At 50.8% G+C, this 25329-nt stretch carries 23 protein-coding genes; 10 read left to right on the top strand and 13 right to left on the bottom strand.

Annotated features, from left to right (window positions below; genetic code table 11):
- Positions 1-150 precede the first annotated feature (150 nt).
- Genes JFY74_11895 through JFY74_11880 form a run of 4 tightly spaced genes read right to left on the bottom strand, consistent with a single transcriptional unit; the run spans position 151 to position 3669 of the window.
- On the bottom strand, positions 151-1008 hold the full coding sequence (locus JFY74_11895) for a metal ABC transporter permease (protein QQG26842.1): 858 nt from the start codon (positions 1006-1008) through the stop codon (positions 151-153).
- Entirely contained in the window at positions 1005-1868 is an 864-nt protein-coding gene (locus JFY74_11890) for a metal ABC transporter permease (protein ID QQG26841.1), read from the bottom strand. Before JFY74_11890 ends, JFY74_11895 begins: the two co-directional genes overlap by 4 nt.
- Positions 1868-2758: a manganese/iron ABC transporter ATP-binding protein gene (locus JFY74_11885; protein QQG26840.1), complete on the bottom strand. Its 891-nt coding sequence runs from the start codon at positions 2756-2758 to the stop codon at positions 1868-1870. Before JFY74_11885 ends, JFY74_11890 begins: the two co-directional genes overlap by 1 nt.
- Positions 2755-3669, bottom strand: coding sequence for a metal ABC transporter substrate-binding protein (locus JFY74_11880; GenBank protein ID QQG26839.1), 915 nt, complete (start codon positions 3667-3669; stop codon positions 2755-2757). The genes JFY74_11885 and JFY74_11880 overlap by 4 nt, the downstream gene beginning before the upstream one ends.
- 1119 nt (positions 3670-4788) lie before the next feature.
- Between JFY74_11880 and JFY74_11875 the strand changes: the two genes are divergently transcribed.
- The 3 genes from JFY74_11875 to rlmA all read left to right on the top strand — a co-directional run bounded on the left by JFY74_11875 (position 4789) and on the right by rlmA (position 6094).
- On the top strand, positions 4789-4905 hold the full coding sequence (locus JFY74_11875) for a DUF2627 domain-containing protein (GenBank protein ID QQG26838.1): 117 nt from the start codon (positions 4789-4791) through the stop codon (positions 4903-4905).
- Between the two features lie 41 nt (positions 4906-4946).
- Positions 4947-5156 (top strand): transcription antiterminator/RNA stability regulator CspE, encoded by a 210-nt coding sequence (cspE, locus tag JFY74_11870; protein QQG26837.1) that lies wholly within the window; start codon positions 4947-4949, stop codon positions 5154-5156.
- A 107-nt stretch (positions 5157-5263) separates the two neighbouring features.
- Complete coding sequence (rlmA, locus tag JFY74_11865) at positions 5264-6094, top strand: 23S rRNA (guanine(745)-N(1))-methyltransferase (GenBank protein ID QQG26836.1); 831 nt, start codon at positions 5264-5266, stop codon at positions 6092-6094.
- Positions 6095-6357: 263 nt separating this feature from the next.
- Here rlmA and mntP read toward each other — a convergent pair whose 3' ends face one another.
- The 5 genes from mntP to manX all read right to left on the bottom strand — a co-directional run bounded on the left by mntP (position 6358) and on the right by manX (position 10779).
- Positions 6358-6930, bottom strand: coding sequence for a manganese efflux pump MntP (mntP, locus tag JFY74_11860; GenBank protein ID QQG26835.1), 573 nt, complete (start codon positions 6928-6930; stop codon positions 6358-6360).
- A gap of 425 nt (positions 6931-7355) precedes the next feature.
- Complete coding sequence (locus JFY74_11855; GenBank protein QQG26834.1) at positions 7356-7814, bottom strand: DUF986 domain-containing protein; 459 nt, start codon at positions 7812-7814, stop codon at positions 7356-7358.
- 145 nt (positions 7815-7959) lie between these two features.
- The gene (locus JFY74_11850) at positions 7960-8802 is read right to left on the bottom strand and encodes a PTS mannose transporter subunit IID (protein QQG26833.1); all 843 of its coding nucleotides are present in this window, start codon (positions 8800-8802) and stop codon (positions 7960-7962) included.
- Between the two features lie 14 nt (positions 8803-8816).
- Positions 8817-9614: a PTS mannose/fructose/sorbose transporter subunit IIC gene (locus JFY74_11845; GenBank protein ID QQG26832.1), complete on the bottom strand. Its 798-nt coding sequence runs from the start codon at positions 9612-9614 to the stop codon at positions 8817-8819.
- A 196-nt stretch (positions 9615-9810) separates the two neighbouring features.
- Positions 9811-10779: a PTS mannose transporter subunit IIAB gene (manX, locus tag JFY74_11840; protein QQG26831.1), complete on the bottom strand. Its 969-nt coding sequence runs from the start codon at positions 10777-10779 to the stop codon at positions 9811-9813.
- A 645-nt stretch (positions 10780-11424) separates the two neighbouring features.
- Here manX and JFY74_11835 point away from each other — a divergent pair.
- Complete coding sequence (locus JFY74_11835; protein QQG26830.1) at positions 11425-12981, top strand: TerC family protein; 1557 nt, start codon at positions 11425-11427, stop codon at positions 12979-12981.
- A gap of 124 nt (positions 12982-13105) precedes the next feature.
- Here JFY74_11835 and sdaA read toward each other — a convergent pair whose 3' ends face one another.
- The 3 genes from sdaA to pabB all read right to left on the bottom strand — a co-directional run bounded on the left by sdaA (position 13106) and on the right by pabB (position 16889).
- Positions 13106-14470 carry an L-serine ammonia-lyase gene (sdaA, locus tag JFY74_11830; GenBank protein QQG26829.1) on the bottom strand — a complete coding sequence of 455 codons (1365 nt, stop codon included), beginning with the start codon at positions 14468-14470 and terminating at the stop codon, positions 13106-13108.
- Between the two features lie 398 nt (positions 14471-14868).
- Positions 14869-15462 carry a CoA pyrophosphatase gene (locus JFY74_11825; protein QQG26828.1) on the bottom strand — a complete coding sequence of 198 codons (594 nt, stop codon included), beginning with the start codon at positions 15460-15462 and terminating at the stop codon, positions 14869-14871.
- Positions 15459-16889 carry an aminodeoxychorismate synthase component 1 gene (pabB, locus tag JFY74_11820; protein ID QQG26827.1) on the bottom strand — a complete coding sequence of 477 codons (1431 nt, stop codon included), beginning with the start codon at positions 16887-16889 and terminating at the stop codon, positions 15459-15461. The genes JFY74_11825 and pabB overlap by 4 nt, the downstream gene beginning before the upstream one ends.
- Positions 16890-17023: 134 nt before the next feature.
- On the opposite strand from pabB, the gene JFY74_11815 reads away from it, so the two are divergent.
- Positions 17024-17263 (top strand): YoaH family protein, encoded by a 240-nt coding sequence (locus tag JFY74_11815; GenBank protein QQG26826.1) that lies wholly within the window; start codon positions 17024-17026, stop codon positions 17261-17263.
- Between the two features lie 367 nt (positions 17264-17630).
- On the opposite strand, the gene JFY74_11810 is transcribed toward JFY74_11815, so the two are convergent.
- A complete protein-coding gene (locus JFY74_11810) occupies positions 17631-17975 on the bottom strand; it encodes a RidA family protein (protein QQG26825.1) in 345 nt (114 codons plus the stop codon).
- Between the two features lie 294 nt (positions 17976-18269).
- On the opposite strand from JFY74_11810, the gene JFY74_11805 reads away from it, so the two are divergent.
- The 5 genes from JFY74_11805 to rnd all read left to right on the top strand — a co-directional run bounded on the left by JFY74_11805 (position 18270) and on the right by rnd (position 25122).
- A complete protein-coding gene (locus JFY74_11805; protein ID QQG26824.1) occupies positions 18270-20228 on the top strand; it encodes an ATP-dependent DNA helicase in 1959 nt (652 codons plus the stop codon).
- A gap of 115 nt (positions 20229-20343) precedes the next feature.
- Positions 20344-21045, top strand: a complete 702-nt coding sequence (gene tsaB, locus JFY74_11800) for a tRNA (adenosine(37)-N6)-threonylcarbamoyltransferase complex dimerization subunit type 1 TsaB (protein ID QQG26823.1) — start codon at positions 20344-20346, stop codon at positions 21043-21045.
- A 126-nt stretch (positions 21046-21171) separates the two neighbouring features.
- Positions 21172-21774 (top strand): Slp family lipoprotein, encoded by a 603-nt coding sequence (locus JFY74_11795; GenBank protein QQG30527.1) that lies wholly within the window; start codon positions 21172-21174, stop codon positions 21772-21774.
- A 397-nt stretch (positions 21775-22171) separates the two neighbouring features.
- Positions 22172-23857, top strand: a complete 1686-nt coding sequence (gene fadD / locus JFY74_11790; GenBank protein ID QQG26822.1) for a long-chain-fatty-acid--CoA ligase FadD — start codon at positions 22172-22174, stop codon at positions 23855-23857.
- Positions 23858-23997: 140 nt separating this feature from the next.
- Entirely contained in the window at positions 23998-25122 is a 1125-nt protein-coding gene (gene rnd, locus JFY74_11785; protein ID QQG26821.1) for a ribonuclease D, read from the top strand.
- Positions 25123-25329 lie beyond the last annotated feature (207 nt).

Raw genomic sequence — 25329 nt, 5'->3', positions numbered from 1 at the left:
GATAACGAGAAACAAGTATAGTCGGAATTAAAAATAGCGGAGTTAGGACGACGCTCAATCCGGTAGATAAGGCAATGAAATAGCGCATTAATGACGTAACCGACGGCTGTTTTCCGGTTACGTCGTGCTAAAAGGCTGAGGGCGAAAGGATTACAACGCGTCGGTGATGGCCTGAGATGCCGCCTGACGACGTTGCTTAAGCTGGTGGTAAGTCAGCGCCAGCGTGAAGAACAGTGCCTGAACGATCACAATGCAAGGGCCGGTTGCGCCATCAATATAGAAACTGATCAGGGTGCCAGCAATACAGGAAATAACGGAAACCAGCGTGGCAACAAGCACCATGCGCTCGAAACGTTTACAGACCATGAAGGCAATAATGCCCGGTGCAATCAGCATCGCGATCACCAGAATAACGCCGACGGCCTGTAAGGATGCGACAATCGTCATCGCCAGCAGGCTCAGCAATCCGTAGTGCAGTAGCTTGACGGGCAGGCCGATAACGCGGGCATGATTGGGATCGAAGCAGTACAGCATGAAATCTCGGCGCTTTAACAAGATGATGGCCAGCGTCACCCCTGCAATCAGTAAGATTTGCGTCAGCTCTTGCTGAGTGATGCCCAGCACGTTACCAAACAGAATATGGTTCAGGTGCTGATCGGTATCGATACGCGCAAACATGACGAGCCCCAGCGCAAACATGCCGGAAAAGATGATCCCCATGACCGTGTCTTCTTTAACCCGGCTGTGTTCTTTTACGTATCCCGTCGCTACCGCACAAAAAATACCGGAAACGAAAGCCCCGATAACTAACGGAATCCCCAGTAAAAACGCGACAACGATACCGGGCAGAACGGCATGGGAAATGGCATCACCCATTAGCGACCAGCCTTTCAGCACCAGATAACATGACAGCACCGCACAGACCGTACCGGTGACGACGGCAGCGAGTAACGCACGCTGCATGAACGGGTAGGACAGGGGATCGATGAGCCAGCTAATGAGCGTCATAATGCATCTCCTGATTGATCGCGTAACCGCAGGCGGCGCGATGCCAATAACCCATGCTTGGGTGCAAAGACAAACGCCAACAGGAAGACGACGGTTTGCAACGTGACAATCACGCCGCCGGTTGCACCATCAAGGAAGAAGCTCAGATAAGCCCCGACCGCGCTGGTGATCGCACCCAGTGCAATAGAAATCACGACCAGACGACCAAACCGATCGGTGAGCAGGTAAGCCGTGGCACCCGGCGTAATCACCATCGCGATCACCAAAATCGCACCGACGGTTTGCAACGCCGCGACCGTACAGGCACTCAGCAGCGTAAAGAACAGAATTTTCAGCTTCAATGGAGAAAGACCAATCGAACGGGCATGGTTCTCATCAAAGAACACGGCCAGCAGATCTTTCCACAGCAGGCAGAGAATTACGAACGTTACGCCGATGATGATTTCAACTTGCAGAATATCTTCGTCGGCAATGCCCAAAATATTGCCAAAAATGATGGATTGCACGTTAACCGATGTCGGGTTGAGCGAAATAATCAGCAGGCCGACAGCGAAAAACGTTGAGAAAATAAAGCCGATAATTGCATCTTCACGCAATCGGGTAATATGACGGATGAGCGTCATTGCCAGCGCGGCAAGCATGCCGGTAAAAAATGCACCTGCCGCGTAGGGCAGGCCCAGCGCATAAGCTCCTGCGACACCGGGGACGACGGAGTGGGAGAGTGCATCGCCCATCAGCGACCAGCCTTTCAGCATCAGGTACGCCGAAAGAAAAGCACACACGCCGCCGACAATCGCGCTGACCCAGATCGCCTTGACCATGTAGTTATAGCTGAATGGCTGCAACAGGATATCGATCATCAGGGCTTTTTCTCCTCCGGTACAGCGCGTGATGCAGGAGGATCGCTCTTGGTCGACCCATAGAACACAGCCGGACGTTCATCGTCTGTTAACACCGTCACCGAGCGGACATCGTCATCATCGTGAAGATGAGATCCCCCGAGGTTGATGTGTCGCAGAACACCGCCGAACGTTTTCTCCAAATTACTTTGGGTAAAGGTGCTGTGCGTCGGTCCTGCGGCTAAAACGGTGCGATTGACTAAAATAACGTTGTCGCAAAACTCAGGAACGCTACCGAGGTTATGAGTCGCTACCAGAATCAAATGCCCTTCATCGCGCAAGGTGCGAAGCAGGTCGATAATGGCGTTCTCCGTTTTGACGTCTACGCCAGTAAACGGCTCATCCAGCAGCAACACGCTGCCTTGTTGAGCCAGCGCCCTCGCCAGAAAAACACGCTTTTTCTGTCCACCGGACAGTTCACCGATCTGGCGATGTTGCAGCGTCGATAGCCCGACGCGTTCCAGCGACTCCGCTACAATAGCGCGGTCCTGTTTACTGGGAATACGCAGGAAATTCATCCTCCCGTAGCGTCCCATCATGACCACGTCGGAAACCAGAACGGGGAAATTCCAGTCCACGTCTTCTGTTTGTGGAACATAAGCAACCAGATTCTGTTTCAGTGCCTGGTAGATCGGTTGCTGGTTGAGCAGTACCTGCCCTGAGGTTGGCTTGACCAACCCCATGATGCTTTTGAACAACGTCGATTTTCCACTGCCGTTTACGCCAACCAAGGCGCAAATCGTACCGCCAGTCAGGGAAAAAGAGGCATGGCGAATAGCCTGATGCCCGTTGCTGTAAGTAACCGAAACATCATTGACTTCTAATGACTGTGCGGCTCGATCGCTACTCATTGATTAAATCCTTTAGCGATGGTTTCCACCGTCACTTTTAACAGGTCGATATAGGTCGGCACGGGGCCTTTTTCTGTAGACAGCGAATCAACATACAGCACGCCGCCATATTTCGCCCCCGTTTCTTTACTAACCTGTTTTGCCGGCTTATCGGAAACGGTGCTTTCGCTGAATACGACAGGGATCGCCTTCTCACGCACGGTATCAATAACTCGACGCACTTGCTGCGGTGAACCTTGCTCGTCGGCATTGATTGGCCAGAGATAGACTTCATTGAACTGATAATCCTTTGCCAGATAGCTGAACGCCCCTTCACTGGTGACTAACCAGCGTTGCTTTTCTGGGATACGGGCAAGACGTTCACGCAGCGGCGCGTCGAGAGCCTTAATTTTTTCCGCATAAGCTTTGGCGTTACGATTATACGTTTCTGCATTCGCGGGATCGGCTTGCACCAGACCTTTACGGATATTTTCAATATAGATTAATGCGTTGGAAGGTGACATCCAGGCATGCGGATTTGGGTTGCCATTATAGGCACCTTCGCGGATAGGAAGCGGCGTGATGCCTTCCGTCACCACAACGGCCGGCACATTTTTCACGTTCTCGAAAAAGCGCGTAAACCAACGTTCGAGATTCATGCCGTTCCACAGCACTAGCTGTGCAGACTGTGTTTTCACAATATCGCGTGGTGTCGGCTGATAATCATGAATCTCCGCACCGGGTTTGGTGATGGACTCAACCGTTGCTGCATCGCCTGCAATATTTTGTGCGATATCCTGAATGATGGTAAAGGTCGTGATGACTTTAAGCTTTTCAGCCGCCTGAGCGGAGGTGCTGGCTAAAAGCAGTAAAGCGCATGGTAGTGCCATACGGCGGAACAGGGCAGGTAAATGAGCGTGAAAGCCAATCATGCGGATATCCTTACAAACCGTGAAAGTGTTATTTGAGAATAATTATCAATATCATTTAAGTCAAGAGGCAGAGAAGGGCGGGGAGCGAATATTGGAAGGTGTTTCATGACACAAGAAATCACTGTTCGCAGGCACGTAGCACGCGCTTGCGCGGGTAAGGAACGCATCATGCTCCTTTGATAACAGAAATGTTGCTTTAATTTAATGAATCGTACTTAAGGTTACAACGAAAGTCTAACGGTAACGCTGATAGTCGGTGTGCACAGAGTAAGGCTTATACCCGTCATGCTTCAAGCTGCTCGTGTGTTGGTAATACCCGGATCATCTTTGAGCCTCGCCCGAAGAGCCGCCGCAGCGGTATTCAAATCATTGTCCTTACCCACCTAGGTCACTTAATAGCATAAGCTCCTGGAGATTGGGGGGATCTTATAAATGAGGTTCGCTCTTCGAGGCAACGCTTTGCGTTGTTCAAAGCGCCAGCGTTTTTGTTACGCCACTCGAATTATTTAGGAGATATGTCAAAAAACGGGAAAAAAACGATATAACCTTAAAAAATCCTCGATGGCTGCCGATAAATTAGAAATACTGTAAGCAGTATTTCTTGATTTTTAATATGAAAGGGTTATGAGTGATATGAGCACTAAATCAGAACGACGCTGGAAGTTGGCAAGTATAGTTTTATTGACGTTTCTGGTGATGTTATTAGCCTTATTGATTCAAACAAGTTAATTCTCCTCATGGCTAAACAATTAGGTTATAAATAATATCCATTATGTAGTGTATTAATACAAAAGCTATAGATAGCATAAAATCGACAATCGATTTTAAACATTGATATAAGTATACAAATTATAACTTTTTGTTATGATTGTAGTTGTGTCTATGGCAAAACTGCGACAGTTGTTGCGTATATTATCACATAATAAAGTCTGAAATGCGCTTATTGTTTGGCTTCAGAAGATGTTGAGAAATATAGATGCCAGCGTGTGCTATCGAGTATTAATGAATCAGTGATGACGTGAATTTGTGCGGCATGTCCATGACTGATAAAAAAGCCCTTGCCATCGATCACATAGTGTGTAATAACGCTTCTGGGTAAAACGAGGTACAGTTCTGTATATGAATGGCATTTTCAGTAAAGAAGACTTAAGTACAACCTTTAGCGTTGCATGCTGCTTCTCTGCCGATCCTTATCTTAGTGCCTCAAGCAGTAACGACTTTGGTTTGTCTGTATAACGCCTTTTTGGCGGTTTAAACAATTAAAGGAAATATTTGAAATGGCAAAGATTAAAGGTCAGGTTAAGTGGTTCAACGAGTCTAAAGGCTTTGGTTTCATCACTCCTGCTGACGGCAGCAAAGATGTATTCGTACACTTCTCTGCAATTCAAGGCAACGGCTTCAAAACTCTGGCTGAAGGCCAGAACGTAGAATTCGAAATTCAGGATGGTCAGAAAGGTCCTTCCGCAGTAAACGTCACTGCGCTGTAATTTTACAGTTCTGTTGCAAAACCCGCCATGGTGCGGGTTTTTTGTTGTCTGTGTTTTGTCTTTACCTGTGACGCAATAAAGATGTTTTTAATGAGGAAAATGTGCCGATGAGCTATCAGTGTCCGCTATGCCAGTTACCTCTGGAGCGACACCCGCGGCAATGGACGTGTGGTAAACATAACTTTGACTGTGCGAGAGAAGGGTACGTCAACCTGCTGCCGGTACAGTTTAAACGTTCGAAACAGCCTGGTGATAGTGCCGAAATGATGCAGGCACGACGCAGCTTTTTGGAGGCTGGCCACTATCAACCGCTACGTGACGCCGTTGCGCAGCACGTAGATCGTATTGTGGCGGATGACGCTGCTGCGCTGTTGGATATCGGCTGTGGTGAAGGGTATTACACCGCGGAGCTGGCGCATCGTCTTATATCGCACAGAACGATGACGATCTACGGACTGGATGTGTCCAAAGCGGCGATTCAGCGCGCGGCAAAGCGATATGAAAACGTTGAGTTTTGCGTTGCATCCAGCCAGAGACTGCCTTTTCGCGACGAATCCCTTGATGCTGTGGTAAAAATTTACGCGCCGTGTAATGACGCGGAGCTACAGCGCACCATTAAGGTTGGTGGTTGGGTGGTGACGGTGTCTCCGGGGCCTCGGCATCTTTATCAACTGAAAGCGGAAGTCTACGATGAGGTGTTGCTGCATCCGAACAAAGGTGAAGCGCTCGCCGGCTTTCAGCTTATGGATCAGCAAACGCTCGCGTATCCGATGCAGTTATCTGGGAGTGAAGCTGCGGCGCTATTGCAAATGACGCCCTTTGCCTGGCGAGCAACGCCAGACGTTAGCGAGCGACTGCAGGCGGCTACCGCATTTCGTTGTGAAACGGACTTTATTATCCGCTTGCATCAGCGCATTGATGGCGGTGCGGTAGCGTAATCGAGAAGAATAAAAAACGGGCAGCGTGATAATCGGGCTGCCCGTTGATGTAAGTCTTGTTTTAATACCCTAAATAATTCGCGTTGCGTGAAGGCGGCAACCGCACGACAAATCGGTTCTAACCGATTTGAACAGCGCTAGTGCTGGCCCGAAGGGTGAGTTTCATAAATGAAGCTCATTAATCCCCAGGAGTTTACACAAGTAAGTGACTGGGGTGAGTAAGAGCAGCCAACGCACAAGCAACGTGAAGTATGACGGGTATATCAGGCGGCGTAGCCGAGGTGTTCATACAGGATATTGCAGCCGATGCCAATCAGAACCAACCCGCCCATCACTTCTGCTTTTTTGCCGAGAATCGGACCGATATAGCGGCCAATCATCATCCCAAGCGTCACCATAATCATGGTAGCGCAGCCTATCACCATCGCGGTATGGAAAATATTGACCTGAAGGAAGGCCAGACCGACACCGATTGCCATGGCATCCAGGCTGGTGGCGACGGCGGTACAGATTAACAGCGCCAGACTATGATTTTTGACTTTTTCGCAGCGGCAGTCTGAAGAACCTTTGAGGCCTTCAACGATCATGCGACCACCCAGAATCAATAACAGCGTAAAGGCAACCCAGTGATCCCATTCGAGAATATATTGGCTGGCAAAAAAACCAAGTGCCCAGCCGATGAGCGGGGTGATAGCTTCGATAACGCCAAAAATGAGTCCAGTACGGATGGCATCGCGGAAACGGGGATTATGCAGTACGGCACCTTTACCGATTGACGCGGCGAAGGCATCCATTGACATACCAAATGCTAAGATAAGAGTTGCTGACATATTCATTGTAAATAGCCTCGGCTGGACGATTAACCATATACACGCAGATCATCCCCAACCCGAACGACGATCTTACGTGTCTATGGTCTCGCCTGCCAATCACGCTTGGCCGCCCGCACCACGTTTCATGCCCCGGAAATAGAAGGTAAAACGAGTATGTTGATACGAGCATTTCTGACTAGCTACTATGAATAACGACTAATCAGAAATCGGCTACTCCCCAATGACGGCGCAACCTTACCATATTATTTATAGCGTAAACAACACTAAAAGTTTTAAGTGTTAATAATGCAATTGATAATTATTTTCATTTGATTGTTGGCGGTAATAGATCGTGTAAAATAACGCCAATGTTACTGGGGTTAAATATCATCAAAAAATGAGATTTATATTCGCGGATTATTTGAAATAATCCGTTTGATAAGTTTACCTCATCGATTGTCAATCATAAATTGATATATTTTTTCTAAATCATCAATCTGGGCAACCTGAATTAATAAACGCCGTTTCTCAAGGCCTATGGCTAATACGCCATCCTCAGATAGATTCATATTTTTAATTCTTGCATAAGGAATGAATATATTCGCATAAAAGAATCCGGCTGGTTTAAATATCAGTTTAGGGCGACGAATATAGGCCAGATAAAACGCCATGAAGGCTAGAGAAATCAAAAGATAGGTGGCGAGAATGGTGCCATTACTCATCACATTCTGATAAATAAGAATCCCTACTAAGCCGATAAAAATCAGCGTATCGAGGCGATTCATCCGTTTTAGAGGGACGAGGAGCTGGGTTTTCCCTTTGAATTTATCCATGATGAACTCATCATAGATGGCATAAATCAGTGCTAATGCAATCAACACGACTAGCGTGATATCAGTCATTGTCATCCATTTTAACCTTGCTCGTTAAGAACCTAATAATAAAAAACGTAGGGAACGTGTTTCAACGTCGCTTGCGACGACCCGCAGGGTGACGGACATTCTTGTCCGTCATAAAAAATGGCCGACCGTATTGGCGGCCAGCCATTGAATATTACACGCCGAGCAGGCCGATCCAGTACCCGAAGATACCAATCGCGAAGAAGCCCATAATCAGCCATAGTGCGTTCACCTTGCGCCGTAACAGCCACATACAACCGAATGTTAGCAGTAGCGGAACGAGCCCCGGCATAAGCTGGTCAAGGATGGATTGAACAGTGGTGACCGTGGTTTCCCCGTTTTGGTTCGTCACTGTTGATACCACCATCGGAATGTTGACGTGAGTCCATTTATTGACCAAAGCCCCCATGACGAACAGCCCGAGAATAGAGGCTGCCTCGGTCATTTTTTGCAGTAAACCGCCGCCCATATCGCTGACGATATCGATCCCTTTACGGTAACCATAGGCGACGCCGTAGTAACGCACCAGCAGGCGAACTAGATTAAATAGGACGAAAAAGAGGATTGGCCCTAATAGACTACCGCTCATGGCAATCCCTGCACCGAGTGCGGCGAATACTGGACGGGCGGTGCCCCAGAATATTGGGTCGCCGACACCTGCCAATGGACCCATTAACCCGACTTTCAGGCCGTTTATCGCTGCATCGTCAATGGGGGCGCCGTTAGCGCGTTGTTCTTCCATTGCCATCGTTACGCCAAGCACCGGGGCAGCAACAAACGGCTGCGTGTTGAAGAACTCCAGATGGCGCTTGATCGCCTGTTTACGCTCTTCCGAATTTTCAGGATAAAGACGGCGGATCACCGGCACCATGGAAAAACAGAAGCCGAGTGCCTGCATACGTTCAAAGTTCCAAGAGCCTTGAAACAGGTTGGAACGGATAAACACCGCGCGGATGTCGCTGTCAGTGAGTTTTTTGACATTCGTGTTTTCGACCATTTTTCTCACTCCTGTTAATCCAGTTCGTTATCAAGGTTGTTATTGCCTGATGAAACCGGCTGGCCTTGAACTTTGTTATATTTCGGGCTGAGCTGGATATACAGCACGGCCATCACAATACCGATTACGCCCAGCGCCACCAGGTTGAACTCGGTGAACGCGGCGGTCACGAAGCCAAGATAGAAGAATGGCATCAGGTAGCCCGCACGCATCATGTTGATGACCATCGCGTAACCGACGACGACAATCATCCCTCCGGCGATATTCAGGCCGTTAGTCACGACTTCCGGGATGGAGTTCAGCATGGCGTGGACGGCGTCAGTGCCGACGGAAATAGCGACGATCACTGCAGGAATCGCGATACGCATGGCCTGAAGCAAAAGAGCCGAGACGTGAATCCAACTGATGGCTGTTAGATTACCTCGCTCTGCCGCGCTGTCTGCTGCATGCTGGAATGCGACCGTGATGGTACGAACAATGATGGTTAATACTTGCCCTGCGGCAGCGAGCGGAATCGCCAAGGCGATCCCTGCGCCGATCCCCTGACCACCAGCAATAACCAGAATGGTTGAGATAATGGAAGCCAAAGCCGCATCCGGTGCGACTGCCGCACCGATGTTCATCCAGCCTAATGCGATCATTTCCAGTGTACCGCCGATAATGATCCCGGTTTTTAAATCGCCTAATACTGCGCCAATCAGCGTACAAGCGACGAGTGGACGGTGGAACTGGAATTCATCAAGAATCGAACCCATCCCCGAAACACACGCGACGAGAAATATCAGCACAATTTGAAGTGTGGTAATCTCCATCGTACTTCTCCTATAAAATGTGTCTGAGTAAAATAAATCGCCATCCCCATTGATTTTCAAGGTCAACGTAACGTTTTCTATGTCGACATAAAGCTTTTCAATATCGACATAAATGCATATTTAAAAATCATCAGGTCTATAAGACTATTATTGATGGTGATATTTGCGTTAAGAATCCTCGCATTGTGACAGGGCATCAACGCGGCATTTTGTTAATCAAGTCCATCATTTTAATCCGAGAATCGGTTGATACCTTCCGCACCTCCAATTCAATACCGCGCTTATCTAATTCACGGAATGCTGCAATATCCTTCTCATCGATAGAAACGGCATTATTCACCTGTGTTTTCCCTTGTTTGAATGCTATCCCACCAATATTGACCGAGGTGATGTTTACGCCATTTTCGATCAGCGTTAATACGTCCGTCGGATTGGTGAACAGCAGCATCACGCGGTCGGCGGCATATTTTGGGTTGTCATAAACACGAACGGCTTTTGCCACATCCACTACGTGCGCGGTAACGCCCGGCGGCGCAACCTGAGTCAGCAACGTTTTACGCACGTGATCGGCGGCGACTTCATCGCTGACAACAATAATGCGCGAAACATTGGTTTCTTTCGTCCAGCGGGTGGCGACCTGACCATGAATCAAGCGGTCGTCGATACGAGCCAGCCCAATCTTCATGTGTTCGCCGGGTCCTGCCGGTGTGGGTATGGCGTTGGTTTTTGGGGGCGGTGGAGAAGAAGGGGACGTGGCTTTGGCGGCTTCCTGATGCTTTAGCGCTTTTACGCCATCTCTACCGGCTTCCAGGGCGATAGAAACCAGAGCGGAGAAGGAAGGGTTGTCATCCCGAGCCATAAAGGTTTCCGCCAGCATAGGGATATTCACGCCGGCAATAACATCGTGGTTTTCTTTATCGGTGACAAGGCGGCTGGCGGCGTTAAACGGGCTGCCGCCCCAAGTATCAACGAGAAACAGTACGCCTTGCGACGTGTCTAACTGCGTGAGCTTTTCCTGATATTTTTCTATCAATGTTTCGGCGTTTTCTCCAGGGATGAAATCGATCCAAGCGACATTACTTTGCTCGCCAAGGATCATTTCTGCTGTCTTTAACAGCGGTCCCGCAGTAGCACCGTGAGTGCATAACATAATTGCAATACTCACTTGTTACCTCCTCACGTTCACGATCAAAAAAGAGTCAATGTGTCAGGAAACCAAGTTAGCGTTTCGGTCGTGAAAACGTTAACCGTCGCGGTATCTTCGTGTCATACTTCAAATTGCTTGTGCGTTGGCAATGCTCGACTCATCTCTGAGCGTTGCAGAGTCTCCGCTCCCCCAGTTACTTACCTATGTAAAATCCCGAAAATTCACCGTGTTCCTCCAACAAGTTGTCAGGCGAGAAATCGTAACTGACAGATTTATTTTAGTTGTCGAAAAAATAAATAGTGTGATGATGCTCTAATGCTGACCAGTTTAAGCTGTGGGCTAAAACTGATATAAGCGAAATCTGTAAATTTTAGCGTGTTATCAATGCAAAGCTGGTCTAAGAAATTCTTTGTGAGAATTGGTAACAACCTGTTAAAGTAAACCTCCTTTAAATTGCTTAGGAGCACTGGGCATCAGCCCTTCCCATGGACTGTCACCGACAAAACGTTCTCTGTTTTCCCGCTAATGCCGGCGGTTTTCTGTACTCAGTTGGTCACTCAGGCCACATTCAGAATCTCTCTGATTCACACAAACTCTTTTTATTACCATTCAATGCGGCTCATGCATTGATGTCATCCGCTCGTTCATTTTCTGGAGTCTGACATGGAATTTTTGCTAGATCCTTCAATCTGGGCAGGCCTATTGACGCTGGTGGTACTTGAAATTGTTCTGGGTATCGACAATTTGGTGTTTATCGCCATTTTGGCGGATAAATTACCCCCCAAACAGCGAGATAAAGCCCGCATTATCGGTTTAAGCCTGGCGCTGTTAATGCGTCTGGGTCTGTTGTCTTTGATTTCCTGGATGGTCACACTGACGCGTCCATTGTTTAGCCTTGGCGATTTCAGTTTCTCAGGTCGTGACCTGATTTTGCTGTTCGGCGGTGTGTTCCTCTTGTTCAAAGCCACGATGGAGCTGCATGAACGGCTAGAGAATAAAACGCACGATGGCAACGGCAATCGCGCCCACGCGAGTTTCTGGGCCGTGGTGGCACAGATCGTCGTGCTGGATGCTGTGTTCTCGCTGGATGCCGTGATTACTGCGGTGGGCATGGTAGATCATCTGGGCGTCATGATGACGGCGGTGATCATCGCAATGGGCGTCATGCTGATTGCTTCTAAACCGTTGACCAACTTTGTCAACGAGCATCCAACGGTAGTTGTCCTGTGTCTCAGCTTCTTGCTGATGATTGGTTTGAGCCTGATGGCGGAAGGTCTTGGCTTCCATATTCCGAAAGGTTATCTGTACGCGGCGATTGGCTTCTCTATTCTGATCGAAATGTTTAACCAGATTGCCCGTCATAACTTTATGAAGCATCAGTCGCACCGTCCTTTGCGTGAACGTACCGCAGAGGCCATTCTGCGCCTGATGGGCTCACGGAAAAACACGGACAACGTGGATGCGGATGAACCGCAGAAGAAGCTCACAACCGAGGAATTCGCCGAAGAAGAGCGCAATATGATCAGCGGTGTGCTGACGTTAGCCTCGCGTTCACTGCGCAGCGTGATGACGCCGCGGACTGAAATTTCCTGGGTGGATAGTGCAAGTTCTGTCGAACAGATCCGCATGCAATTGCTGGATACGCCTCACAGCCTGTTCCCAATCTGTCGCGGGTCGCTGGATGAAATTATCGGCGTGGTCCGTGCCAAGGATCTGCTGGTGGTGTTGGAAACACAGACTGATGTGGAAAGTTTTGCGGCGGCTAACCCACCTATCGTCGTGCCGGAAACGCTGGATGTGATTAACCTGCTGCCCGTTCTGCGTCGTGCGAAAGGTAGCCTGGTCATCATTGCCAACGAATTTGGTGTGGTGCAAGGGTTGGTCACGCCACTGGACGTGCTGGAAGCGATCGCGGGTGAGTTCCCGGATGAAGACGAAACTCTGGATATCATCCCAGACGGCGAAGGTTGGCTGGTGAAAGGCGGAACGGATCTACACGCTTTACAACAGGTGGTGGATAGCAGCGAGCTGGTTGATCCGAAGGAAGAGTATGCATCACTGGCAGGAATGCTGTTGGCGCATAGTGATGAGTTCCCGAAAGTCGGTGCCATCATTGAGTTGTACAACCTGCGCTTCCATATCATCAACGTGTCCGAATACCGTATTGAACTGGTGCGTGTAGAACGTATTGTCGATCGGGAAGAAGATGAAGATGCGTAAGTCGTTCTGCACAAGTAGATGACAAAATGAAGCCCTGCCAATGTGGCGGGGCTTTTTCATCGATGGAAATAAAAGCAGAAACAGGGTGATGACTTATCACACGGCTTTCTAATTACAGTGTGCGTTAATCACACTGCACTTTGATCGCCAGCCCGCCCCGTGAGGTTTCGCGGTATTTGGCGTTCATGTCTTTACCCGTTTCGTACATGGTTTCAATTACTTTATCCAGTGAGACGCGTGCTTCGCTGGTGCGACGGGTGGCCATACGGGCGGCGTTAATCGCTTTAACGGAAGCAATTGCGTTACGTTCTATGCACGGAACTTGTACCTGACCTGCAACCGGATCGCAGGTTAAGCCCAGATTGTGTTCCATACCGATCTCGGCGGCGACGCAAACCTGTTCCGGGCTCGCGCCCATCAGCTCTGCCAACCCAGCTGCCGCCATGGAGCAGGCTACGCCGACTTCACCCTGACAGCCGACTTCGGCACCGGAGATGGAGGCGTTCATTTTGTAGAGAATGCCGACCGCGCCTGCCGCAAGGAAATAGCGGATGTAAATGGTCGGGCTAACAGGCTCGATGAAGTGATCGTAATAGGCCAGAACGGCAGGGACGATACCGCATGCACCGTTCGTTGGTGCGGTAACCACACGTCCACCTGCGGCGTTCTCTTCATTCACCGCCAGCGCGAACATATTGACCCAGTCCACCACGTTCATCGGGTCATTGGATAGCTTATCGGACGACACCAGCATACGGCGCAGCGCAGATGCACGACGTGGCACGCGCAGCGGGCCGGGCAATATGCCTTCGGTGTTCATACCGCGATCGATACAGGCACGCATTGTCTGCCAGATATCGGCAAAGTAGGCGTCAATCTCTTGACGGCTGTGCAGCGCCAGCTCGTTACGCATCACCATTCCGGAAAGCGACAGGCCACTCTGTTTGCAGTGATCCAGCATCTCTTTGGCGGAATTGAAGGTATAGGGAACGGATACGTCGGTGGTGGCGTCTTTACCGAAACTCTCCGCATCAACGATGAAGCCGCCGCCGATAGAGTAGTAAGTTTTGCTATAGATTTCTTTATTGCTGGCAAATGCGGTGATGGTCATACCGTTTTCGTGCAACGGCAGATTTTCACTGCGGAAAACCATACCGCCTTCGCGTGGGAAATCGACCTCATGCTGCCCGTTAGCCAGCAGCAGGCGTTCGCGTTGCTCAACATCGCGGATGAAACCGGGAATGGCATCAATATCCACGGTATCTGGCATATTGCCCGCCAGACCCATAATGATAGCGATATCCGTATGGTGGCCTTTACCCGTCAGCGACAGTGAGCCATACACATCGACGGCAATGCGCGTGGTCGCGGTCAGTCGGTCCAGGTTGATCAATTCATCGACAAATTGCTTACCGGCTTTCATCGGTCCAACCGTATGAGAGCTAGAGGGGCCAATACCGATCTTAAACATGTCGAAAACGCTTATCACGCGAAACTCCTTAAAGACTCAAGGTCGTACCCACTCTTTATTATCTGGTCGCCAGCATCCAGTTCCTTCATCACAATCAGATAGTTATGCTGCTAATTATCTGATGATTTCGGTTCCAGCGAGACATGACCTGAATTTTAGTGGATATATACCCAAAGATTAGAATAAAACTCGTTAAATCGCGCTATTGTAGTGTGGAATATGTTGTGTGGCTTTCTTTTTCGCATGAAATAAACTTATGTCATTGCATAATTTAACTTATCCTAAATACGACCTAAGTCATTGTAAATGCTATGTCTGGGTGGTTTTTGATCGCAAAGGCCGCTTTTAGAATAGGGATATTTAGTGAAGGAAAAGAAGTGGTGGGCTAAACGCCGCTGAACGCGGCATTGAGCTTATTAGGGCCTGTCGGAAATCTGTAAGGCGAGCTGGTGGATGATGGCGGCGGTTAGCCCCCAGACAAACTGCTGCTGGTACCAGGAAAGATAAACGCGATGGCGCTGCTGCTTGCGTTCGATATCCAGCGGGTAATAGCGCGTTAGCGCGAAGGCCTCGTCCAGCGGCATTTCAAACAGTTCGGCGACTTCATCTTCATTGGGATGAAAGCGGGTCTGTGGGGCGATCAGCCCGACGACGGGTGTGACCTGAAAACCGCTTACGCTATCCAACGGCGGTAATACGCCCAGCACCTGGACATTTTCTGGCGGGATAGCCACTTCTTCCTGCGCTTCACGCAGCGCCGTTTCAATAATTGAACGATCTTCTTTATCCGCCGCCCCGCCGGGGAACGCCACTTGCCCAGCATGTTTACGCAGATCGGCAGAACGTCGGGTCAACAACAGCGTGGGTGTAGGGTGACAAATAATCGGCACCAGCACCGCAGCCTGACGCTGCTGGTGCACAGGCCGCAGCGATGGCGGAAGCTGTAACTGAAAGCGCGTAATAAAGTCATTCAGCGCAAAAGCCGTTGGCGGCAAAGCGATCTCACTCATTTATTTGATACCTGGATTGTTTGGGTGCCGTTCAGCAGGGGAAGAATACGACCCACTTTATCAAACGTTTCCTGATATTCAGCCTGTTCCTGACTGTCGGCGACGATGCCGCCACCCGCCCAGCAGTAGATTCTGCCGCGTTCGGTTAATAGCGTTCTGATGGTGATATTGGTATCCATGGTGCCGCACAGGCTGATATAGCCGACGCTGCCGCAGTAGGCATTGCGGCGCTGAGGTTCCAGCTCTTCAATAATCTGCATGGCGCGGATTTTGGGTGCGCCGGTAATCGAACCGCCGGGGAAACAGGCGCGTAGCAGCGTGGTTGCAGGGCAATCTTCCGGTAGCAGTGCTTCAATGGTGCTGACCAGATGGTGCACCGCGGGGAAAGGTTCGACGACGAACAGCTCCGGCACACGGACGCTGCCCGGCACCGCGACACGACCGATATCGTTACGCAGGAGATCGACAATCATCAGGTTTTCTGAGCGATCTTTTTCCGAATTAGCGAGCCGCACCGCCTGTTGTTTATCGGCATTCGGGTCTGCGAGACGCGGCAGTGTGCCTTTAATCGGGCGCGTTTGTATGCGCTGATTTTCCAGCCAGAGAAAACGTTCCGGCGATACGCTGATGACGGTATTTTTCGGCAGGCGCAGGAAAGCGGAAAAGGGCGCTTTATTGCCTGCTGACAGTCGTAAAAATGCCTGCCATTCATCACCATCGTAAGCCGCGGAAAAGCGCTGTGCCAGGTTGACCTGATAGCAGTCTCCCGCCAAAAGGTAGTCCTGTATTTTGCGGAATTTTTCGCCGTACGCCTCGCGTGACATATTCGGCTGCCAACTACTGGTAAGGCTGAAATCGGCTTTTGGGGCGTTAACGGGCGGAGTCGCTAACCAGTCGAGCTTTGCCTGAAGGGAATGATGTACGATCAGCGTTAACGTCTGCCGATGGTGGTCGGCAACCAGCGCCCAGTCGTATAGACCCACCGCCATATCCGGCAGGTCGATGTCCCGTTCGGCCTGTGCGGGCAGCGTTTCAATCTGACGTCCCAAATCATAGCCGAACAGGCCAAGTGCGCCTCCCTGAAAAGGGAAATCAGGATGTGTTTCCGCGGGCAACGAGAGTGAATCAAGCTGCTCTTGCAATAAGGTAAACGGATCGCCTTCTACGGTATTTGTGACGCCGTCACGTGTAATTTCCGTCTTGCCCCCGTGCGTGCAAAGCGTGATTCTCGGGTCTGCGACCATAATATCAAAGCGATTGTGCGTATGATCGGCAAACCCGGAATGCAGCAACATCGCCCACGGCTGTTGGGAAAAAGGCGCAAAGCGATCGAGCAGCACACTCGGGTAATAAGGTAACGTGTAATAGATAGCGGTGGAGCCAGAATTGCTTGTAGGGGTTACGTGAGTCGTATTGGCGGCAGTCATGTTTGTCGTGTTGTGTCTGTTCTATGATGTTGCGTCGATTTTACTGGTTACAGCGTACCACAAAGCAGAAACACTGGTGTATGTCGAAGCGGGCGTGCGATGATAGGTGCGAATTTATCAATTAGGGAATTATCATGATTGCAGGTATGCCCGCGCTGACGCACAAACAGCAACAAGATGCTGTAGAGCGTATTCAGGAACTGATGTCTGAGGGCATGAGCAGCGGCCAGGCGATAGCACTGGTTGCGGCGGAGATCCGCCAGAATCATCAAGGTGACACCGTCGCGATGATGTTTGACGAAGATGATGACGAATTTAATGACAGCGACGAAGAACACCATTTTGACGATGGGGAAGAGGAAGAAGAGCAATAACCACGCCTCCCCTATACCCGTCATACTTCAAGTTGCATGTGCGTTGGCTACGTTACTCGCTCCACTTGCGTGGACCTCGCCCCGTTGGGGCCGCTGCAAGCAGCGTTCAAACCTGCCTCTGGCAGATTTGTCAGTCACCCGAATCACTTACCTGAGTAAGCTCATCGGGATGAAATGAGAGACATCCTGCCTCTCACCGAAGGCCAGCCGTTGGCTGGACAAATTCGTTCCCGACGAATTTGTCCTTCGATTGCCGCGTTATTCGGCCTTGTGGCCTCACCCCTTCGGGGTCAGCGCAAGCGCTGTTCAAAACGCTAACGTTTTGTCCTGAAACTCGAATTATTTAGGGTATAAAAGTGGTGATGGCTTATACCGCAGCTATCGCTTTGATTTCGACTTTGAATTGCGGATGCATCAATTTAGCCTGCACGGTGCAGCGTACAGGCGCGCTACCCGCCACGACCCAGGCATCCCACGCGGCGTTCATTGCAGCAAAATCATCCGCATCGGCGAGAAAAATCGTCACGTCTAACAGCTTGCTCTTATCCGTTCCCGCCTGTAGTAGGATCGCATCTAACGCGCCCAGCGCGTTTTCCGTTTGCGCCTGTGCATCGTCATCCAGATTTTCCGGTACGCTGGTGTAATAGAGCGTGTTGTTGTGGATGACGGCGTCTGACCAACGTGCTTCAGGATTAATTCGTGTGATCGCCATGAGGTGGGGGTTCTCCATGTGGGGATAATTAAAATAGTGACATCAATCAATACCAGCCGCCAAGCCTAACACAGCAGGTTCCGGCACGCTTTCCTGATTTAGGGTGGTAGCGTCGGGTGACTCTTGGCATAATCAGCGCGATATTTTGCCACGGCCTGAAACGGTCAGCGGCTTACAAATTTACTCTAAATAATTCAAGTTTCAGGAAGGCGGCAAGCGAGGGAATCCCGATGAGCTTACTCAGGTAAGTGATTCGGGTGACCGAGCGCAGCCAACGCACACGCAACTTGAAGTATGACGAGTAAAAGCATTCCCTTGAAAAAGAGAGCAGGCGTGACGAACGATCGTGTAATTGATGATTTTGCTAATGACGGCGCGCTGGCGAAAGCGATCACGGGCTTCAAGCCTCGTGAGCCACAGCGACAGATGGCGCAGGCAGTCATGCGGGCCATCGACGATAAAACGGCGTTGGTGGTGGAAGCGGGAACCGGAACCGGTAAAACCTATGCCTACCTTGCGCCCGCCTTGCGTTCTGATAAAAAAGTCATCATTTCGACCGGTTCGAAAGCGCTACAGGATCAGCTCTATAGCCGCGATTTACCGACGATCGCGCAGGCGCTGAAGTACAAAGGCAAATTAGCGCTGCTGAAAGGTCGCTCGAACTACCTCTGTCTGGAACGGCTCGAACAGCAATCGCTGGGCGGCGGTGATTTACCCGGTGAAACGCTGAGCGAACTGGTTCGGCTGCGCGGCTGGTCGTCAGAAACGACGGAGGGCGACGTTACGACCTGTTCTGGCGTGGCAGAAGACAGCGCGATCTGGCCGTTAGTGACCAGCACCAACGATAACTGTCTGGGCAGCGACTGCCCGCACTATAAAGAGTGCTTCGTGGTGAAAGCACGACGTAAAGCGATGGATGCCGATATCGTGGTGGTCAACCATCATCTCTATCTGGCCGATATGGTCGTGAAGGAGAGCGGTTTTGCCGAGCTGATCCCAGAAAGTGACGTCGTCATTTTCGATGAAGCCCACCAAATTCCCGATATCGCCAGCCAATATTTCGGCCAACAGCTTTCCAGCCGCCAACTGCTGGATCTGGCGAAAGACATCATCATTGCTTACCGCACCGAAGTGCGTGACGCTTCTCAACTGCAAAAAAGTGCCGATCGCCTGACGCAAAGTACGCAGGATTTTCGGCTGGCGCTGGGCGATCCGGGATTTCGCGGTAATCTGCGCGATGTGCTCGAACAGCCGTCGCTTCAGCGTGCGCTGGTGCTGCTGGATGATGCGCTGGAGCTGTGTTACGACGTCGCGAAACTGTCGCTCGGGCGTTCAGCGCTGCTGGATGCCGCCTTTGAGCGCGCCACGCTTTATCGCAACCGCCTGAAACGGCTGAAAGACGTGCAGCTACCGGGTTACAGCTACTGGTACGAATGTAATTCACGCCATTTCGTGTTGGCGCTGACGCCGTTGTCCGTCTCCGATCGCTTTCGTGAATTAATAAAAGAGAAGCCTGCTGCTTGGGTGTTTACCTCCGCGACGCTGTCGGTTAACGACCAACTCTTCCACTTCACCGATAGGCTGGGGCTGGATAACGCGAACACGCTCCTGTTACCCAGCCCGTTTGATTATGCTAATCAGACGCTGCTCTGCGTCCCCCGTAACTTGCCGGAAACCAATCGTCCCGGTGCGGCAAAAAGGCTGGCGGCGATGTTGCAGCCGTTGATCGAGGCGAATCAGGGGCGCTGCTTTATGCTGTGTACCTCGCATCAGATGATGCGCGATTTGGCAGCCGAATTCCGCGCTACACTGACGCTACCGGTGCTGTTACAGGGCGAAACTGGCAAGGCGCAACTGCTGTCGCAATTTGTGTCGGCGGGTAATGCCTTGCTGGTGGCGACCAGCAGCTTCTGGGAAGGCGTGGATGTGCGCGGCGATACGCTCTCCTGCGTCATTATCGATAAACTGCCGTTTACCTCGCCGGACGATCCGCTGCTCAAGGCGCGTATTGAAGACTGCCGCTTGCGCGGTGGTGAGCCTTTCGACGATGTGCAGGTTCCCGATGCGGTGATTACCCTGAAGCAAGGCGTCGGACGACTCATCCGTGATGTCGATGATCGCGGTGTGATTGTGATTTGCGATAATCGACTGGTGATGCGTCCGTATGGTGCCGTGTTCCTTAACAGCCTACCGCCGACGCCGCGTACCCGCGATATTCGGCAGGCGATTAATTTCCTGACGCGTAACACATAATTCCCAATTGGCGGTTGCCGCATGGCCTGACCGATGGCGGGAAGGGCTGCGGCACGACAGGGGCTTATGCTATGATACGGGTTATTAAGATTTATTTATCCTGCCTGAGGTTGGCATGTCTACGCGAATTCTAGCGCTTGATACCGCAACGGAAGCCTGTTCCGTCGCACTCTGGAATGAAGGTGAAATTCATTCTCTGTTCGAAATTTGTCCCCGTGAACACACACAACGTATTCTGCCGATGGTGCAGCAGGTGCTGGCCGATAGCGGCCTGACGCTCAAGGATCTTGATGCGTTGGCCTTTGGTCAGGGGCCGGGAAGTTTTACCGGCGTGCGGATTGGTATTGGCATCGCCCAAGGGCTGGCGCTGGGAGCAGATTTACCGCTGCTTGGCGTATCGTCACTAGCGACGATGGCACAAGGCGCTTTCCGTCTCACGCAGGCAACGCAGGTGCTGGCGGCCATTGATGCGCGGATGGGAGAAGTGTACTGGGGCTGCTATCAGCGTGATGCTGACGGTAGCTGGCAGGGGGAATCCGAGGAAGCGGTATTGAAACCTGAACAGGTGCAGGCATTAACTGCCGCGCTGTCAGACGAATGGGCCACGGTAGGCACCGGATGGGAAACCTATCCTGAACTGGTCAGCCATTCTTCGCTGGTGTTAGCGAAGGGCGACGTGCTGTTGCCGCAGGCGCAGGACATGTTGCCTCTGGCATGTCAGCTATGGCGGGCAGGAAAAGCGGTCAGCGTCGAGAATGCACAACCGCGCTACCTGCGCAATGAAGTAACCTGGAAAAAGTTGCCCGGCCGCGACTAGTCAGAATATGCATTCTGCGCGAAGTATACCTGTCATAAACAGCAACTTATTCGATGCTGAGCAGTCTAACTACCAGATATCTGAAGAAGGGGGTGTGCAATGTTTGTACAGATAGAACGCGTACAGATGAAGCGTGTGCATCTGAATCAGAAAAAAGCACGTCTCGGTATGGTGGTTGCGACAGCGCTGCTGCTTTCAGGCTGCGTCACGGTGCCGGATGCCATTAAAGGCACCTCACCCACGCCGCAGGACGATTTGGTGCGTGTGATGAATGCGCCGCAGATTTATGTCGGTCAGGAATCACGCTTTGGTGGGCGGGTGGTCAGCATCCGCAATGAAGCAAATAAAACGCGTCTGGAAATTGCCAGCATGCCGCTGGATAGCGGCGCGAAACCGCGGTTGGATATGCCGTCAGAAGGGCGTTTTATTGCCTATGTAAATCGCTTTCTGGAACCTGTCGATTTTAAAGACCAACTGGTCACCGTTGTCGGGCCGATTGTCGGCACCGAACAGGGCGCTATCGGGGATAAACCCTATCGTTATGTCGTGATCGATGCGCAGGGCTACAAGCGTTGGAATGTTGTGCAGCGTCTGATAACACCACCCGGCGGCTATGGCTATGGCCCGTGGGGATGGCGCGCAGGTTACGGCTACGGTTGGGGCCCAGGATGGGGATTTGACGGCGGTTGGCCCGGTCCGGCACGGATTGAGAATGTCGTGACAGAATAAGAATAGGGCTATTTTACTTGTCATTTTGAACCTGAGCAGTGCTCACACAAACGCAATTGCGTTTGAACGCCACTTGTGGCGGCCCGCAGGGTGAGTGTAGCGAATAATCCTCACGTACTACATGTACGCTCCGGTTTTTCCGCACTGTCCGTGTCCAAACTGACTGTGCCAATAACGCCCTATGGGGTAGATTCTAAAATTATTTAGTTCGGTGTGAAGAAATCAGGCGATGCAGGTTGCCTGATTTTTTTTGAATAAAGAATAAATTAGTGATCGCTCTCGCAACCTTAACATTGTTTGTTAGCTAACTGGTAAGCTGAGTTAAAATAATGTTAATAACAATAAGCCTCTGAGGGCGACGATGATGCCGCTAAAAAAATATCTCGGGAGTGACGTCTTGGAAAAAATTTGGTTATCACGCTATCCGGCGGATGTGCCGGCGGAAATCGATCCAGACCGCTATTCGTCGTTGATTGACATGTTTGAAAATGGTGTGAGACGTTATGCCGATCGACCTGCATTTATCAATATGGGTGAGGTGATGACGTTTCGTAAGCTGGAGGAGCGGAGCCGGGCGTTTGCGGCCTACCTGCAAAACCAGCTTAAATTGCAGAAAGGCGATCGTGTGGCGTTGATGATGCCCAATTTGCTGCAATATCCCGTGGCGCTGTTTGGCGTGTTGCGTGCGGGTATGGTGGTTGTCAACGTTAACCCACTGTATACGCCACGGGAACTGGAACACCAGCTAAAAGACAGCGGTGCCAGCACGATTGTTATCGTGTCTAACTTCGCGCATACGCTGGAAAAAGTCGTTCATAACACGGCGGTGAAGTACGTTATCCTGACTCGCATGGGTGACCAGCTATCCACGGCAAAAGGCACGCTGGTTAACTTCGTAGTGAAATACATTAAGCGGCTAGTGCCCAAGTATCATCTGCCGGATGCGATATCGTTTCGTCGTGTTTTGCAGGAAGGGCGACGCCAGCAGTATGTTCGGCCTGATATCATCAATAGCGATCTCGCCTTTCTGCAATATACCGGCGGCACGACGGGGGTGGCTAAGGGCGCCATGCTCACACACCGCAATATGCAGGCGAATTTGGCACAGTGCCTTGCGGCTTATGGCCCGGTATTGAGAGAAGGAAATGAATGGGTGGTAACGGCGTTGCCGCTGTACCATATTTTTGCTTTGACGGCTAACTGCCTGCTGTTCTTTGAGTTGGGCGGACAGAATCTGCTGATCACCAATCCCCGCGATATTCCTGCAGTAGTAAAAGAATTGAAACAGTATCCTTTTACTGCGATTACGGGCGTCAATACGCTGTTTAATGCGTTGTTAAATAATAAAGAGTTTCATGAGCTCGATTTCTCGACACTGCGATTGTCCGTTGGCGGCGGTGCGTCGGTGCAGCGGGCGGTAGCGGAACGCTGGGAGAAGTTAACGGGTAAACATCTGCTTGAGGGATATGGGTTAACAGAAAGTTCCCCTCTGGTGGCCGTGAACCCTTATGATCTCAAGCATTACAGCGGCAGCATCGGGCTGCCGGTGGCATCAACGGATGTCAGAATCATTGACGACAACGGTAACGATGTTGGGCCGGGCGAATCAGGTGAACTCTGGGTGCGCGGGCCGCAGGTGATGTTAGGGTACTGGCAGCAGCCTGCTGCTACAGACGACGTGTTAAAAGATGGCTGGCTGGCAACGGGTGACATCGTCACTTCTGACGATGAAGGATTCCTGCGGGTCATCGATCGCAAGAAAGACATGATTCTGGTCTCCGGCTTTAACGTCTATCCGACGGAGATTGAAGATGTTATCAGTCGCCATCCCAAAGTGTCCGAGTCGGCAGTGATTGGGGTGGAAAATGAGGTCTCCGGTGAGGCAGTAAAAGCCTTTGTGGTAAGGCGTGATCGCTCGTTAACGAAAGAGGAACTTATCACGCACTGCCGTCGTAATCTTACTGGCTATAAAGTGCCGAAAGAGATTGAATTCTGCGACGATTTGCCGAAATCCAACGTCGGGAAAATCCTGCGCCGCGAATTACGTGACGAGAAGAAGGCAAAGAGAGACGCTGCCGCCTGACGATTTTCCGCGAAAAACGACTGCTAGAGAGAGGCAGGACGCGATATGATGTTTTCACGCCGGTTTATCCGGCGTTCTTTTTTATAGCGATACGGATTCATCCAGAACCGTAAAGTAAAAACAACCAAGAGAATGACGTTTTGAATTATCAGTTGATCACTTCCGACATCGGGTTACAACAGGTTTGCTCCCAGGCGCGACGCTTTCCGCAGGTAGCATTGGACACGGAGTTCGTCAGAACCCGCACGTATTATCCGCAATTAGGGTTGATTCAATTGTATGACGGCGAACAGCTTTCACTTATCGACCCGTTAACGATTACCGACTGGGCCCCTTTTCAAGCGTTACTGCGTGATGAACAGGTCACTAAATTCCTGCATGCGGGCAGCGAAGATCTGGAAGTGTTTCTCAATGCGTTTGGAACGCTGCCGACGCCTTTCATTGATACACAGATTCTGGCCGCATTTTTAGGCAAGCCGCTCTCATATGGTTTTGCTGCGCTGGTGGCCGATTACATGGGCGTGACGTTGGATAAAAGCGAGTCGAGAACGGACTGGCTTGCTCGTCCGCTGAGCGAAAAACAGTGTGATTATGCTGCTGCCGATGTGTTCTATCTGTTGCCGATGGCTATTCAACTGGTGGCAGACACGGAAGCCGCAGGGTGGATAAATGCCGCGCTGGATGAGTGTCTCCTGCTGTGTCAGCGTAAGCAGGATATTCTGGCACCGGCGCTGGCCTATCGCGAATTTGGCAACGCCTGGCAGCTGCGTGGCCGAAATCTGGCTTGCCTTCAGCGTCTGGCTGAGTGGCGTTTGCGTAAAGCGCGCGAGCGAGACAGCGCGGTGAATTTTGTCGTACGTGAAGAGAACCTCTTGCAGGTGGCGCGTTGTCTGCCGACGTCGCTGGGTGAACTGAGCTCGCTGGGGCTGAGCGGCCCTGAAATCCGCTACCACGGCAAAACGCTGTTGGACTGTGTTACACAGACGGACGGTATTGCTGATGCGGATTGCCCACCTCCGGTGATGAATTTAATCGACTATCCCGGCTATAAAAAGGCGTTTAAAGATATCAAAGCGCTAGTGCAGCGCGTGAGCGAACAGAGTGGATTATCCGCCGAGCTTTTGGCCTCACGTCGCCAAATTAATCGTCTGCTGAACTGGCACTGGAAATTAAGTGGGCAAGATGCGGGGATGCCGGAAATGTTGTCTGGCTGGCGCGGTCAGTTATATGGTGATGAACTGCGTGAAATTGTGCAGGGCTATTAATCACCAGTAAACACGTCTTATCAATACGCCTTATTTGCTGTGATGATGTAATCATAAAAAAGCAGCAAATAGGGTGATAAGAATACGGTGAAAAAAATAAAATAAGAAATAAAAAACTGGCTAAATATACAGTCTATTGTGAAATGAAATGCACTTAGTTTGATGTATGACGGGAATAGATATCCCCTACGTAAAAGCAGGGGATAT

This window comes from Pectobacterium carotovorum, from assembly GCA_016415585.1.
GTDB lineage: Bacteria > Pseudomonadota > Gammaproteobacteria > Enterobacterales > Enterobacteriaceae > Pectobacterium > Pectobacterium carotovorum_K.
Note: the sequence above shows the minus strand (reverse complement) of the source record. Positions and strands in the feature narration are given on the sequence as shown.